The organism is Faecalicatena contorta (assembly GCF_003149105.1).
Lineage (GTDB): Bacteria > Bacillota > Clostridia > Lachnospirales > Lachnospiraceae > Muricomes > Muricomes contortus_C.
Genome location: NZ_QGDS01000002.1, coordinates 106214 through 122046 on the forward strand (window position 1 = coordinate 106214; position 15833 = coordinate 122046).

Consider the following 15833-nt stretch of genomic DNA (forward strand, 5'->3'; position numbering starts at 1 on the left):
GGTAATGAAAAAAGTTCTGATTATAGATGATGATGCATTGGTAAGAATGTTTCTCAGGCAAATTATTCCATGGGAGGATGAGGGATACAGGATAATTGGAGATGCCAGGGATGGTGAAGAAGGGTTTAAGATATTCAAAGAGTTTCACCCGGATATAGTGGTTACCGATGTGAGTATGCCTGTTATGAATGGGATTGATTTTCTAAAAAGAATAAAAGAGGAAGGTTTTCAGGGCGGGGTTATTATGCTCAGCTGCCATGAGGACTTTGAATATGTAAAAACAGCAATGGCATTAGGGGCAGACGAGTATATTTTAAAAAATCATTTAAATCAGGAAGTGCTCCTTGAGGTTCTGAAAACTGTAGAAAAGCATATGGACAAGCGCCTTCATGAAATAAACCAACAGGACGAACTGGTTACATTTGCTCAAAAAGGTATGATAGAGATTAGAAAGGAAGTGCTGCAGAAATTATTAGACAATGAATGTTCAATGGATGAACAAAAAATGCTTCTTGAAACGGCCTATATAACTGGAACTTTTCGTCAATGTGCAGTAGTATTAGCCCGTTTGCCGATAGAACAAAGAGCAAAGAAAGATACATTTTATGAATTGTGCCAGCAAATATCCATAAGTAATAATGCAGCCATGGTTGTGATGAGGGAAAGAGTATGTGTGTTTCTGGTGGATTTAACAGAGTTCCCGTCTACAATAAAGCAGTACGAAATATTTATGACGCTTCAGAAAGTGGTACATGACTATATGTGGGAATATCTGGGGGTTAAGCTGACTACGGGAAGCAGTGAAGTGTGCAGTAAGGAAGGCGCATTGGCAAGAGCTGTAAGGCAGGCGGAAAATGCCTCTATGCTGGGGTTTTACGAGCGGGGCGCCTGGGGATATCCTGATAGTAAAAAAATGAGAAATGTTTGTCCTAAGGAGGCCGAGAAGCTTGCAGCAGACCTCCCCTATCTGATAAACCTCGGTGATGAGGTTACGCTGGAAAAATCGTATGAAAATGCTGTAAATGCAATTAAGGAAGAAAAGGTTCTTCCTCAGATAGTGTGTGACTGGATACGCAGATGTGATATGGCCGGAGAAATCATAAGACCGGAAAAAGAATATGCTCAACTAGAATCAATAGAGCAGATAGAAGACTACATGAATGAATATATATTATTGCTGTATGAGAATCGTTCCTCCAAAACTCCGGATAATGTTTCGCTTTCGATTAAAAATGCAGTGAAGTATATTAAAGAGCATTTTAATGACGGCTGTTCATTGAACGAAGTTGCAGAACATGTTAGTCTTACACCCACGTATTTGAGTGCAAGATTTAAAAAAGAGATGGGAATCTGCTTTGTGGAATATTTGACGGAGGTAAGAATAAAGCAGGCACAGTGGTTATTAAAGCAGAGCAGACATGAATCTGTCAGAGGTATTGCGGAGCTGTCAGGATTCACTGATTATCAGCATTTTTGCAAAGTATTTAAGAAAAAGGTAGGATGCAGTCCGGCGGTCTTCCGAAAAGCAATATAATAAATCGTAAAAAAACACAACTTACAAAAAAATACACCCTAAATCATTGATAAACAAATATCAAGCGATTTGGAGGTGTGTTTTTTTTAATTAAAACGAGAAAGTGCATAAAATAAAACAATTTTGGCGTAAATGAGGCGATATGTTAAAAGTATAAAAATATGTATACTAGTTACAAATAGGGAGACGGAAAGGAGGGGGAAATGTGATAAATGCACAAAATTCACTGGTGCTGGAAATGCGGAATGTGGTTAAGGTATTCCCTGGTGTCCGGGCATTAGATGGTGTTAATCTCCAGGTCCAGGCAGGAAAAGTTCATGTGATTTGCGGAGAAAATGGTGCCGGAAAATCGACGCTTATGAAAGTGATTAACGGAACATACGAAGCCGATGAGGGAGAAATGTACTTTGAAGGTGAGGTCATCGGAAAACACAGTGTGCAGGACACGATGCAAATGGGTATAGCAATGATCTATCAAGAACTTAACCCGGTTATGGATATGACAATTGCTGAGAATATTTATTTGGGCAGGGAGCCGAAAAAGAGAGGGTTTGTAGATTTTACCAAGATATACAGTGATACTCAGAACTTGCTGGATATGCTGAATATTTCTTTCAATGCACACCAAAAAATGAGAGAACTGTCTATTGCCGGACATCAGCTGGTGGAGATTGCCAAAGCAATTTCCATGAATGCGAAAGTAATTATTATGGATGAACCATCTTCGGCAATTGCTGATGCGGAAATAGAAATTCTATTTGGGCAAATCTCAATGCTAAAGGAAAAAGGGGTAGCCATCCTGTATATTACCCATAAGATGGATGAAATCTTCCGTATTGCTGATGAAATTACAGTTATTCGTGATGGTCAGTGGATAGAAAGCGGACCTGCTTCTGAATATGATGCAAACAAACTGGTTGCCAGTATGGTCGGCCGGGAGATTAAAAACATATTTCCTAAAGAAGATATTCCTATTGGGGAGGTTGTGCTGGAAGTGAAAGAGCTGACACAGGAAAAGCCTGATGGAGGCCGCTTTCAGAATATCAGCTTCCAGCTTCGAAAAGGTGAAATTTTAGGTTTTGCAGGTTTGGTTGGTGCAGGCCGAAGTGAAGTGATGAAAGCTATATTTGGAATTGATAAGTATACATCGGGAGAGGTCCTGATTGACGGAAAGCCTGTTCATATCCATAATACCGCTGATGCAATCAAGGCCGGTATCGCAATGGTATCTGAAGACCGCAAGGGGTATGGGCTGGTATTGGGGCGTAACATAAAAGACAATATATCTTTAGCGACACTTTACAGTTATAAAAAGGGCTTATTGCTCGACGACAAGGAAATTATGAAACGCTCGGATGAAATGGTTGATCTTCTTAATATTAAAATTGCCGGTCTGGATGTGAAAGCGGAGACGCTGTCCGGTGGAAACCAGCAGAAAGTTGTATTGGCGAAATGGTTAGCCGGTGATGTAAAGATCATGATTTTGGACGAGCCGACCAGAGGTATTGATGTAGGAGCTAAAAGTGAGATACATAAACTTATGTGTAAGTTTGCCAGACAGGGTATGGCAGTAATAATGATTTCTTCTGAGTTGCCGGAGGTCCTGGGAATGTCAGACAGGGTCGTGGTAATGCAGGAAGGCCGAATCAGCGGAGTTCTTGCCCGCTGTGATTTGACGCAGGAGCGCATTATGAAATATGCAACAGGGGGAAAAGAAAATGAGTAAGCATAATAAAGAAAAAAGGTTTAATTTCGGCGAGTTTTACGGCAGGTGGGGAACACTGATGATTCTGATTATCATTGTAGTCTTGGCTTCCGTATTCGTACCAAACTTCGTTAAGCCGCGAAACTTATCAAATATACTGCTGCAGAACGGTGTGGTTGCTATGCTGGCATTTGGTGCAACGTTTATCATTATTTTGGGGCACACAAATATTGGATATGGTTCAGAGCTGGCATTTATAGGATGTATCGCCTGTCTGCTTATGATCAGGCTGCAGGAAATTATGCCCCCGGTATTAGCGGCAATTATAACTGTAATTGCGGCAATTATAATCGGTTTATCCATTGGTGCGCTTAGTGGTTATATAATAACGAAATTCAATATTCCGGCGTTTATTATGACTCTGGCTATCATGACAATGGCCCGCGGAGGCGCCTTATTGATTACAAATGGAACTCCGGTGTCCGGGATGGATGCGGCTTTTAACTGGCTGGGACAAGGATTTATCGGGCCGATTCCTACTTCGGTAGCCATTATGTTAGTTTTATTTATGATTGCCTGGATACTTCTTAATAAAACTGTATTCGGACGGCATATATACGCGGTAGGCGGAAATGAAAATGCTGCCATCGCATCAGGTATCAAATCGAAAACAGTAATTAAAAAGGCATTCTTGTTAGACGGAGCAATCACCGGTATTGCAGCGGTGGTATTTATGGCGCGGCAGGCTTCGGGAACACCGGCGGGTGGTCTGGCATATGAGTTTGATGCAATCACAGCCGTAATTGTGGGCGGTACTTCCATCGCCGGAGGTTCCGGGAATGTCAGCGGAACAATCATTGGTGCGATTATTGTAGGTATCATTAACAATGTGCAAAACCTGCTTCATGTCAATACGTATTGGCAGCAGGTGATTAAAGGGGTCGTAATCTTGCTTGCTATTATTCTCGACGTAGTTACAAAGCGTGCAGCAGAAAAAGCAAGGAAGTGACAATGTAAAGTAACTAAATATAAAAAGTGAAAGGAAAGGGTTAGGAAGAAGTTATGAAAAAACGATTGGCAATGATTCTGGCAGCAGGGCTCATGGTAACAAGTCTGGCGGGCTGCGGCGGCAGCAGTGACAGTTCAAGTAGTTCGGATAATGGCAGTGACGGCGGTGACGTATTTACTGTTGCTTACTGTAATTCAGGTGATTCGGATGTGTTTGACAAATTAAAGAAGGATACTTTCAATGATTTGGTTGGTGATGATGCAACAATTAAAGTAGTAAATTCTGAAGCCAATATGGATCCGCAAAAACAGTTAAATCAAATTGACGATGCAATTATGCAGGAAGTTGATGCGATTATTGCTGTTCCCATTGACTATTCCGGGATCACCCCGGGTGTTCAAAATGCGAACCAGGCTGATATTCCGGTTATATGCCTGGGTATTGAATCAGAAGGCGGTGAGTATACCTTTGTAGGCTGTCAGAATAGAGATGCAGGAGTAATGCAGGCGGAGTATATGGCGGAAGAATTGCCTGATAATGCAAAAGTACTTTACCTGTCTGGAACTCCGGGACTTTATCACTCTGTAGAACGTCACGATGGCTTCTTTGAAACGATGAAAGAAAAGCGTCCCGATGTTGAAATAATCGCAGAAATGACGGGCGAATATACCCGGGACAAGGCGCAGAAAGTGGTAGAAGACTGGTGTCAGTCATATGATGCGTTTGATGCCATTGTTTGTGCAAATGACCAGATGGCACTGGGTGCTGTTGAGGCTCTTAAAGCTGCGGACAGATTAGATGGTGTTTTAATTGCAGGTGTTGACGCTACTGATGAAGCTATGCAAAAAATTAAATCAGGAGAGATGGCAATTTCCATCCGTCAGTCAGCAGATGCATTAGCAAAAAATTGCTATGAAACAATTCAGAAATTACAAAAGGGTGAAGATCCGGGAGAACGTGTTATTGTTGATTTTGAACCGGTAACAATTGATAATGTGGCAGATTATCTAAAATAAAAACATTAGGAGGTATTGCTATGATAAACGGAGAAAGAGTCATTAAACGTCCCCTGAGATGGGGCATGGTTGGAGGCGGCCGGACCGCTAACGTAGGATATAAACATCGCCAGGGAGCGCTTCGCGATAATACAGCATTTGAACTTGTGGCGGGAGCTTTTGATATTGATCCGGAGCGTGGAAAAGATTTTGGGGTGAATATTGGTGTAACCTCAGAACGCTGTTATCCGGATTACAAAACAATGTTTGCCGAAGAAGCGAAACGGGAAGATGGAATAGAAGTGGTTACAATTGCAACACCAAATGGAACCCATTATGAAATTACGAAAGCTGCATTAGAAAGCGGGCTTCACGTAATCTGCGAAAAGCCACTCTTCTTTGAAGTTGAACAAGGTCTTGAAATGAAAGCTTTAGCAGAAAAAATGAATAAAATTGTTGGGGTTACATATGGTTTTTCCGGAAGTCAGTTGTTATTACAGATGCGTCAAATGGTAAAAAACGGAGACCTTGGCGATATACATATGGTTGAACTTCAATATACCCACGGATTCGGGTGTGACGCGGCTGGTGATGTAAAGAGCGAAGGACAAAAATGGAGAGTAGATCCAAAGGTAGCAGGCCCATCCTTTGTACTGGGAGATTTGTCTACACATACATTCTATATGTCCGAATTGATTTGCCCGGATTTAAAGCTGAAACAGATACTTTGCGACCGTCAGTCTTTTATTGGCAGCCGTTACCCATTGGAAGATAATGCTTACGTATTAATGAGATATGAAAACGGAGCAGTAGGCAGATTGTGGACTTCGGCTGTGAATGCAGGATGTATGGACGGTCATCGTATCCGTATCATCGGTTCTAAAGCTTCTGTTGAATTCTCAGATAATCAGCCAAATGAGCTGATTTACCAGGTGCAGGGAGAACCAATCCGTAAGATGATCCGTTCAATGCCTTATCTGTATGATGAATGCAATGCTGATGAACGTTTAGGTGCATTACATGCTGAAGGATTGATTGAGAGCTGGGCTAATATTTATCTTAAATTTGCAATTGCCATTGAAGCTAAAAATAATGGGGATGAAGAGACATTAAAGAATCTTGTGTATCCTGACTTAGATGCGGGTATTGAGGGGATACGCTGGGTTACCAAATGTGTAGAATCGGCCGATAAAGGCGGTGTTTGGGTAGATTTCCAGGAAATAAATAACCAGGAGGAAATAATATGAAACTAGCAATATGTACAGATGTATTTGCAGATTTGTCTTACACAGATATGCTTGACAAAGTAAAGTCTTTAGGAATTGACGCAGTAGAAATGACAGCAGGGGGCTGGGGCGCCCGCAAACATTGCAACACTGCAGAACTGCTGGAGGATGAAAGTAAACTGGCTGAATTTAAAGAGGAGCTAAGCAAAAGGAAGATGAGAATTGCAACGCTGAATACATCCTGCAATCCGCTGTGGCCGTCTGATACCGGCGAAGAGTATAAAAAGTCTATGTATGCGTGTGCAGATCTGGCAGAAAAGCTTGAGGTTAAGAAAATTGTAGCAATGGCAGGTCTTCCGGCAGGTAATGCTGCAGATACTACACCTAACTGGATTACGTCCACTGTCTCATGGCCTGGCTTTATGGCCCCGGCCTATGAATATCAATGGAAAGTTACAATTGAATTCTGGAAAGAGTTTTCTGCGTACTGTAAAAAGAAAGGAATTGAACAGATTGCTATCGAAGAATTCCCCGGAACTATGGTGTGGTCTGTGGAGACAATGTTAAAGCTAAGAGAGGCCACGGACCCAATCATCGGTATTAACCTCGACCCTTCCCATATGATGATTCTGGGAGCCGATCCAATTGCGGCTGCACGTGCATTAAAAGGATGTATTTTCCATGTGCATGGCAAAGATGCGCGAATTGAGCGGGGATTAGCAGATGTGAATGGTATCCTTGAGCCAAGGCCGGTTACTGAATCGGCTGACCGGGTATGGAATTATGTTGCAGTTGGCTGTGGTAAAGATCTTCAGTGGTGGAAGGAATTTTTCTCAGTACTCAGCATGATGGGTTATGACGGTGATGTATCTTTGGAGATGGAAGATTTAACAATGTCGGTTGAGGCAGGGGTTCTGACTTCAATTGATGCATTGCAGCAAACAATAAGCAAATAAAAATAATAAAGCGAACATTCAAGTATTCTTAATATGAAGACCGAAAATGTTCGCTTTTTATCAATATGGAGGTAAAGATATAATTATGAAAATAGCATTTGATGTAGATGTGTTAGCAAAACAAATGGATATCAACCGCATGGTTCACCAGGCAGCCGATTGGGGATACAAGTATATTGAGCAGTCTCCTCATCCCAGAATCAATCCCTTTTACAAACATCCGCTCTTTTCAGCAGAATGTGAAAAGGAGTATAAAAAAGCACTGTCTGAAACAGGGGTGGAAATATCTTCGTTTATCGTAGTATACCGCTGGTCCGGGCCTACAGAGGAAGAGCGGCAGATGGCCGTAAAAAACTGGAAAAGAATTATTGAAATTGCAGTTAATATGGGTGTGCGGGTAATTAATACAGAATTGTCAGGTGATCCCAATATGGCAGAAATCTGTAATGGTATGTGGTACCGTTCTATGGAAGAATTGCTTCCGATTATCGAAAAAGAAGGGCTTCGGGTAGAGATTCAATCTCATCCATATGACTTTAGTGAATTTAATAATGAGACTTGTGATCTTGTAAAATCACTTCGTTCAAAGCATCTTGGCTATGTTTATTCAGTGCCCCATACATTTTTCTATGATGAAGGCAAAGGGGATGTCAGAAACATGCTGAAATATGCTGGTGATGAACTAACCCATGTGCTGTTTGCCGATACTTATAACCATACAAAAGATTGCCACTATATTGTAAATCCACCCTGGCTAAATAAAAGAGGTAAAATCGATGCATGTGTGCATCAGCATCTGGCTATGGGTGAAGGCGAAGTAGATTTTGACGGTGTTTTTGAAACATTGCGGGAAATGGATTTTGTTAACCGCCAGCTAAGAAACGATGCGCCAAAAGTGGGCGGCGATAATATAGCTTGTGTATCTATGTTTGGTTTTCCGGAAAAGATGGCAAAGCAGGCTCCCGAAGCAAGAGAACGGATTGAAAGAGAACTTTTAGGCAAGCAGCAACCGTAGAAAAAAGATTTTGTTTATTTATGCCCTCCAACGAGAAATATTTTTCATCATTTCTGGCAAACTATAACCGTTAGGAGGTGTTCAGCATGAATATAAATTTTGATGCGGTATATTATGAGCCAGGTACGCTTGATTATGAGCTGGGGCAGATGCTGCAGAGCAAATACGCAAACCTGCCCTGGATACAGATAGAGAGTCACAACCGCATACCGGAAATGACAGCGGCGGATAACCGGGACTTTCCAAAGTTAAAAAACCATCTGATTATCGGAGTCAGAAAGACACATCGATATGTGCCGAACCATAAGGTTTCGGACTGGCTGGTACCTTATACATCCTCAGGCTGCAGGGCAATGTGTCTATACTGCTATCTGGTATGCAATTACAATAAATGTGCCTATCTGCGTCTGTTTGTCAACCGCGAGCAAATGCTGGGCAGGCTGCTTAAAAAAGACGCTGCGGCTCCTGTACCGCAGACCTTTGAGATTGGAAGCAACAGCGATCTTCTGCTGGAAAACACAATAACGGATAATTTATCCTATACAATCGAACGTTTTGCGCGTGAAGGCCGCGGGAGCCTGACGTTTCCCACAAAATTTGATATGGTAAATCCGCTGCTTAACCTTGACCACCAGGGGAAGACTATATTTCGTATGAGTGTGAACCCGGAGGAAATAATAAGACGCATAGAGCTGGGGACCTCCCCGCTGCCAGCAAGAATCCGCGCGCTGAACGACATGGCGGAGGCGGGATATCCGGTAGGAATGTTGATTGCACCCGTAATCCTTCTTCCGGACTGGAAGAGCCTGTATGGTGAACTGATACAGCGCCTGGCAGACGAGCTGAGCGACAAGGTCAAGCAGAATGGCTTTATAGAAATTATACTAATGACATACAGCTTCGTACAAAATGCCATTAATACTGACGCATTCCCAAATGCCGTACAGCTTTTCGACAGAGAAACCATGACTGGACGCGGGCGCGGAAAATACTGCTATCGAAACGATATCCGTGCAGAGGCCGAATCCTTTTTACGGGAAAAGCTTTCGCGGCAGTTAGGAACCATGCAGATATTGTATATTTCATAAAACTTAATTAAGTTATAAAATTGCTTCGTTTATTGAATACTGAACCTCAATGTGGTCGCTCACAAAATATGTGTCGTCACCACCCGGAAGTTTCCAATTTACACTAACGCTTCCCGGCTGAAAGTAACCATTCTGTTCTTTGTAATCAGAATAGGTTACATACCACGGCACCAGCGAGCTGCCTTTCCCGTTTTCGTCCATGTATCTGTCCTCGGTATCAAAACGTATAATATTGCCATTATTGTCAAAGGTAAATCTTCCTTTGGCAGTAACGCCCTTAAATGAAATCTTACCTTCAACGGTGCAATCGTCAACGGCTGTCCAGGACACATATTCCTGTAAAAACAAGGACGGCATATACACTGCGTCTGCCAACGCCGTTATCAACTGACCTTGGTCCATTTCTGCCCCAGTAGAGCAGAAAAGCCGGAACTGCTTGGCAAGCACACCTGTCATAGAGCCGAATCCATCCAACATGCTATCTTTGGCCTGCAATGGAATCCCTGCAATTCGTCCTGACAAGAAAGCATGCCGGTCGGGTCTGCCTACAAAATTAACCTGCATGAATTTAATTTTAATTGGTTTTTTGCCTGCCGACATACGAAACTTAGTGTTATGAAAATATATCAGCATGTTATCCATAAGAGGCTTTCCTATATAGCCCCCGTTGATGATGTGCTGCCGGAGCAGAGCAGGCAGCTCAGCAACATCATCTTCTGTAAATATACTATGTATGCTTCTTTGCATATTTGTTTCGGTCAAAGAATCTTTTACATCTGTCAGATATTGTTTCCAAAGTCTGCCGCCGGGTATTGCGAAGTAAATCACTATGATTGCCAGTGCAATCAAAACTATCACTATCCAAAGCATATATTCCACCTCTATTCTTATTTTTGTCGAGCAGTATCGCTTTCTACAACGACTGTTTTAGCAATTAAATCGTGTATTCCTCTATGGTCTTTTCTGAATAAAAATCCAATCAATACAAAGGGCAGAATATTAATTGTATCCAATATCGGATTTTGTTGACGCGACCTTTAATTTCATTTTACCCAATGTTGCATGTACTTTTTAAATTCTATTCTACCACTTTGAAAGAAACCCGTAAACCTTTAAAATAGAATCTCAAAACTGTCTTTTGATTTTTTAAGTTTATTTGCTATAATACCGCTTTACAAGAATATATACCGGCAGGCCCAATAAGGTGATGGCGATGCTGCCAATAGACAGCAGTCTGGCGAAAGAACCTGACAGGAAAAGCTGGCTTACCATTACATATAGGCCGCTTAAAATTGCTAAAACAGGTATGATGGGATAAAAAGGTACCTTGTATTTACGTGGAAGGTCAGGTTTTGTTCTGCGCAGTTTCATTACACAAGCGAAGGTCAAGGTATAAAAAATCCAGCAGGAGAATACCGCAAGATCAGTCAGCATATCAAATTTGCCGCTTAAAGAATAAAGGCAAGCCAAAAACCCCACTAAGATGATAGAATTGGCCGGAACCCGATTTTTATTCAAACTGCCCAGGCGGTTGCTTGCGGGCAAAGTATTCTGGCGGGCCAGCAGGTAGGCAACGCGGGAGCCGGACATCAGGAACCCGTTGGCAGCTCCGATAACGGAAATGATAATGCCGATTTTAATCAGCAGGCCGCCTATTGGCCCAAAAATCTGCATAGCCACTGCGGAAGCAGGAGACTCCAAATTCATAAGCTGATCCGCCGGTATTACCCACAAATAAGCTATGTTGATAATGAAATATACAGCCATGATGATAGAAACACCGCCAACGATTGCCCGGGGAAGATCTCTGCTGGGATTTTTCATCTCGCCTGCGATAGTTCCTACATTAGTCCAGCCCTCAAAGGCAAAGAGTACTGCCAGCAGTGTAGAGCCGAGAACGGCTGCCGAGTTTTTACCCTCTGCAACCATTGGGGTAAAGACAGGGTTATTTCCGCTGCCGAAAATAAAGCCAAAGATCATTAAGAGTAACAGGGGTATCAATTTGCATATGGTAGAGACTACTTGGATGCCGCCGGCAGTTTTAGAACCCAGTGTATTCATGATAACTAAGGTGATGATTACAGCCATAGCTATGGGCAGAGCGTACTGCATGCCTAAGTAGGCACCCAGCTCTGAACCAACCTTCACGCCATAGCCTGCCAAAAAGGCGGGGTAAAAAATCACTGTCTGCATCCAACCGGCCAGGAAGCCGATTTTTTCGTTGTAAACCTCACCCAGATAAGCTACCATGCCGCCTGTCTTTGGAATAAGGATTGCCACCTCCGCAAAGGTGAGGGCAGCTACTATGCTTGCAAAACCGCCCGCAATCCATGCCAGCATACCCATGCCGGGAGCGCCGCCCGTGGCCTGATAAATGGCATACGGCTTAAAAAATACGCCTGCACCGATAACGCAGCCTACGACAATTGACATGGCTGTTGCAACGCCTAAATTCTTCTTAAGTCCTTGATTATTTTTCATAGTGTTTTCTTTTCTCCTTTACTGCCTGCAAAATTAGGTCTGTTTTCTCTAAGCTGCCATATATTTTCCCATTACTGCGCTTAAAAAAATATTATATCATATTATTTAACATAAAAAGACATAACTTCCTTTGGCAGGAAGCTACATCTTTCTGGTGTAATAGTGCAAAAAAGATTTTGGGTTACAGGAACGGATCAATCCCTGGAATTTACATATCGGAAGCCACGATAGTTTCCTCCTGGCGATTTTACAGGCATCGCTTCTGCCTGACGCTGGGTTTGCTCTTTCGGTACTCCTATGTTGTCTATAGTATATTTGCCGCAGCTTTCCAACCCTTGTGGAAACGTAAAAATATTATAAGGATCATATTTTTGTTTGACTTCTTTTAGATATTCAACATGACATCCGTAATATTCACTCTTATAGCAGCACAGCGCGTCATAAGGAAAGTTTACATAAGCTCCTGTCGTGAGTGGAACCAGAAACGGGAACTTTTGATTGATCCACTCGGAATTGTCACAAGCAAAACGGCTGTCCTCCCAAATGGTCTCTATCCAAATAATATAATGTGCATTGCGGTGAAAAAATGCGGTATCATTCACGCCCATTTCGGCTACCTTACCACCCAGCGCATACATAGACAGTCCTGCATAAACAGAGCCGTCCGGACGATTTTGAATCAGCTCTACAATGTCGCTGATTTCGCACAGACTAAACTGTCTGTAAACAAACCGGCTGGCAGATTGGAATTTTTCAAAGTCAGGATATGAGCTGCCAAGTATGGTTACGGCTTCTAAGAAGGTTACATACTGAATATTCGAGACGGCTCCTTGCAAATCCAAAAAGCTTTGAACCAAACAAGCCGCCTCTTCCGGCTCACCATAGAAAATTCCTCTTACCAGCATGGATAGACCGTCTGTATCGGAATTGTATATTCTCGATATTAAAGTGAGACGTTGATCCGCATGACACAGCCATGTTTGCCATGTTTCCAGAAATAGCTTCTGTGTCTGCATATCTGAATGAAGGTAGTCAATCTCAATCAGCGTAACATTTTGGATAGGAGGAGGGAGTCTGAACGTCATAGAAATAACCACACCAAAATTTCCTCCGCCCGCACCACGGGAAGCCCAGAATAAATCCTTATTGCACCTGCTATTCGCTTTAATAATCTGACCTTCATAATTAACCAGTGTAATCTCTTCCAGGCTGTCGCATCCCAAACCGAAGCAGCGGCAGGAAAGTCCCCATCCGCCACCTAGCGCATATCCGCTGACTCCTACCGTTGGGCAAGTTCCGCCCGGAAAGGGATACCCTTTAGATGCTATATATTCGTATAGCTCACGGTTTGTCACACCGCCCTGCACACAAACAGTATGGGACTGCTGATTTAGTTCTATATCTTTCATTCTGCTTACATCAATTACGAGAACACCATTTCCATTAGAGTATCCTTCGTAATTGTGGCCGCCGCTCCGGATTCGCAGTTCAACATTGTTTCGTCTTGCCCACATCACCGCATTGGAGACATCCTCTGCTGTCCGGCAATAATTGATAACAAGTGGATAGTGCTGAACTGCATGGTTCCAGCCTTGTCTGTCTTCGTTATAAGAATCATCGCAAGGTGTGACAATAGAACCGCTTAATCCACAAAGAAAAGAAGCATCCATCAAACCCCTCCTTTTTATTCTTGATTAGCTGTCAGTTCAACTTCCACGAACTGTGTTTTATTATATGCAACGATGTTTTAACGGTTCACCCCGGTAAACCGTGATATGGCGGATATATTGAAATATATGAACAAGGGCTATCTTTTAATTAATGCAGTACAAAAAATAAAAGCCCTGTAAACACAGAGCTTTTATGTGTCATTAGTATAAAATAGATGCACTGCATTTCAAGCCCAAATCAACTTGAATTATCAGCTGAGCGGCCTTACAGTTGTTTCTTTCGAAATATCAATACCGATAACAACACAAAAAGCAACGAAAGCAGACAGGAAATCAAGATAGTGCCATAGAGCGAAGCTGCCTCTATGGAATTTGTTATGAGTCCCAAATTATCAGTCACCAGCGAAATTGGATTATACTCATGTGCCGCCGGCATGATATTTACAAGCATACAGATAACCACTGCCGCACCTGTGATGAGCAGACATCCATAATTGCTTTTTGTTAAGGTTGCTGCGAGCAATAATATGGCCAGCAGAAACAAGCCAAACAGCCATAGGCAAAACGTTGAAAATAGAAGATTTGCTGTTTTGTCCCCAGGGAAAAGATATACTGTGTAACCATAGGTTAGCCCAAAGCACAGTGCAATACTAATCGTCCAAACCAGAACCATACAGGTGTATTTTGAAAGGATGACTACAGTCCGGGATAATCCTTTTGTCAGCATATTGATAAGTGTACCCGTAGACAGCTCAGAGGACAAAACGCCACTGAATAGAATCACCGTCACAATCAGTCCCATTTGCGTTGCATTTTTGAAAAACTGCGTCCAGGCGTCAAAAGCAGTCGCCTCCGGCAAGGACATGGAGATGCTGTCCGCCATAAGACTTCCAAGTATTTCAGGCAGCAGTTTTGCCATGAGGGGATTTGTGATTCCAAAAACCGCGAAGACCATTAGCATAATGAGCAGCTTATAAGTTTTTGTGTATTCAAAAATCTCTTTTTTCAAAAAAACTGTGTAATTTCTCATTGCACCGCCTCCATAAACAGACTTTCCAGCGTTGGTTCCATAGCTGCAAACTTAAGCGGCACAATCTGCTTTTGCGATAACACGCTCAGCAGAAAATGTCCGCCCACATTGTGATCGGCAACCAATGCGGTCACAGAGTTTCTGTTTCGCGATAAACTGATTGCCGGCTGCCTCAACTCCTCCGCGTTCTCGAATAAAAACGCTTCCTCTACACTGCCGAATTCAAGGACAAACCCGTTATGCCTGTGGCGCTCTTTTATTTCAGAAAGCGTACCATGCAGCGTCAGCCTGCCTTTGTGCAATACCGCAATGCGGTCACATACTCTTTCTACGTCTGACAGGATATGGGTGGAAAACACAACTGTTGTTTTTCCTTTTACTGCAAGTAAGATATCTAGTAGTTCCTTTCTGCCGATTGGGTCAAGTGCCGATGTCGGTTCGTCGCAGATAAGAAGTTTGGGCTCGTTCAGTAAGGCCTGTGCGATACCAAGACGCTGCTTCATTCCTCTGGAAAATCCGCTGATTTTCTTTTTCTCGTCTTTTAGCCCCACGAGGGAGAGTAATTCCTCACTTCTCAATTTGCTCTTTGCTTTTGTAAGCCCTGTTATTTCACTGCATAGTTTCAAATATTCCATCGGACACATATATCCATAGAACTCCGGAACATCGGGAAGGAAGCCTATGTTCCGATTGGTTTTTGTTTCTCCATATGCGACTTTTTCACCGCATACGGTTACACTTCCGCTGTCCGGCTTCAATAATCCGAGAACAATTTTCATCGTTGTTGTTTTACCCGCGCCATTCTGCCCGACAAAACCAAATATAGAATGCTCCGGCACATCCATGTCCAATCCACTGAGCACTTCATAGTTTCCAAAGTGCTTGAAAAGCTGATTAACCTCTAAAATACCCATTATTCTTCCCCTCTGCCGAAGGCGAAGTATACAACCGGGCCGATAATCTGGACGAACATGACAATCAAAGCCCAGATTACTTTATTCCCGAAACGGTAATGGGGATGCCGCAGCACATGAACAAGGGCGGTAATACCAAGTGCAACCTGCGCGGCAACCAGCGGAATGAGAAACGGCAAATATTCCTTCAACATAGCTAAATCCATGATG

14 protein-coding genes are annotated in these 15833 nt (G+C 42.7%); 8 read left to right on the forward strand and 6 right to left on the reverse strand.

The genetic code is table 11. The features are described from left to right. Positions 1-4 precede the first annotated feature (4 nt). The 8 genes from A8805_RS03855 to A8805_RS03890 all read left to right on the forward strand — a co-directional run bounded on the left by A8805_RS03855 (position 5) and on the right by A8805_RS03890 (position 9528). Positions 5-1534 (forward strand): response regulator transcription factor, encoded by a 1530-nt coding sequence (locus A8805_RS03855; protein ID WP_109708907.1) that lies wholly within the window; start codon positions 5-7, stop codon positions 1532-1534. Between the two features lie 205 nt (positions 1535-1739). Next, positions 1740-3260, forward strand: a complete 1521-nt coding sequence (locus tag A8805_RS03860; protein ID WP_330405719.1) for a sugar ABC transporter ATP-binding protein — start codon at positions 1740-1742, stop codon at positions 3258-3260. Next, positions 3253-4248 (forward strand): ABC transporter permease, encoded by a 996-nt coding sequence (locus A8805_RS03865; RefSeq protein WP_109708908.1) that lies wholly within the window; start codon positions 3253-3255, stop codon positions 4246-4248. The genes A8805_RS03860 and A8805_RS03865 overlap by 8 nt, the downstream gene beginning before the upstream one ends. Before the next feature lie 53 nt (positions 4249-4301). Then, positions 4302-5264 carry a sugar ABC transporter substrate-binding protein gene (locus tag A8805_RS03870; RefSeq protein ID WP_207657673.1) on the forward strand — a complete coding sequence of 321 codons (963 nt, stop codon included), beginning with the start codon at positions 4302-4304 and terminating at the stop codon, positions 5262-5264. 20 nt (positions 5265-5284) lie between these two features. Then, the gene (locus A8805_RS03875; RefSeq protein WP_109708909.1) at positions 5285-6490 is read left to right on the forward strand and encodes a Gfo/Idh/MocA family protein; all 1206 of its coding nucleotides are present in this window, start codon (positions 5285-5287) and stop codon (positions 6488-6490) included. Next, positions 6487-7425: a sugar phosphate isomerase/epimerase family protein gene (locus A8805_RS03880; RefSeq protein WP_109708910.1), complete on the forward strand. Its 939-nt coding sequence runs from the start codon at positions 6487-6489 to the stop codon at positions 7423-7425. Before A8805_RS03875 ends, A8805_RS03880 begins: the two co-directional genes overlap by 4 nt. Positions 7426-7510: 85 nt before the next feature. Then, complete coding sequence (locus tag A8805_RS03885; RefSeq protein WP_109708911.1) at positions 7511-8440, forward strand: sugar phosphate isomerase/epimerase family protein; 930 nt, start codon at positions 7511-7513, stop codon at positions 8438-8440. A gap of 92 nt (positions 8441-8532) precedes the next feature. Next, positions 8533-9528: an SPL family radical SAM protein gene (locus A8805_RS03890; RefSeq protein ID WP_334294042.1), complete on the forward strand. Its 996-nt coding sequence runs from the start codon at positions 8533-8535 to the stop codon at positions 9526-9528. 12 nt (positions 9529-9540) lie between these two features. Here A8805_RS03890 and A8805_RS03895 read toward each other — a convergent pair whose 3' ends face one another. The 6 genes from A8805_RS03895 to A8805_RS03920 form a co-directional block, all read right to left on the reverse strand. Next, positions 9541-10398, reverse strand: a complete 858-nt coding sequence (locus A8805_RS03895) for a DUF6544 family protein (RefSeq protein WP_109708913.1) — start codon at positions 10396-10398, stop codon at positions 9541-9543. Positions 10399-10680: 282 nt separating this feature from the next. Then, entirely contained in the window at positions 10681-12009 is a 1329-nt protein-coding gene (locus tag A8805_RS03900; RefSeq protein WP_109708914.1) for an APC family permease, read from the reverse strand. A gap of 194 nt (positions 12010-12203) precedes the next feature. Further along, entirely contained in the window at positions 12204-13679 is a 1476-nt protein-coding gene (locus A8805_RS03905; protein WP_109708915.1) for an FAD-binding oxidoreductase, read from the reverse strand. A 265-nt stretch (positions 13680-13944) separates the two neighbouring features. Then, entirely contained in the window at positions 13945-14709 is a 765-nt protein-coding gene (locus A8805_RS03910; protein ID WP_109708916.1) for an ABC transporter permease, read from the reverse strand. Beyond that, complete coding sequence (locus tag A8805_RS03915) at positions 14706-15623, reverse strand: ABC transporter ATP-binding protein (protein ID WP_109708917.1); 918 nt, start codon at positions 15621-15623, stop codon at positions 14706-14708. Before A8805_RS03915 ends, A8805_RS03910 begins: the two co-directional genes overlap by 4 nt. After that, positions 15623-15829, reverse strand: a complete 207-nt coding sequence (locus A8805_RS03920; RefSeq protein WP_109708918.1) for a PLD nuclease N-terminal domain-containing protein — start codon at positions 15827-15829, stop codon at positions 15623-15625. The genes A8805_RS03915 and A8805_RS03920 overlap by 1 nt, the downstream gene beginning before the upstream one ends. Positions 15830-15833: the final 4 nt, after the last annotated feature.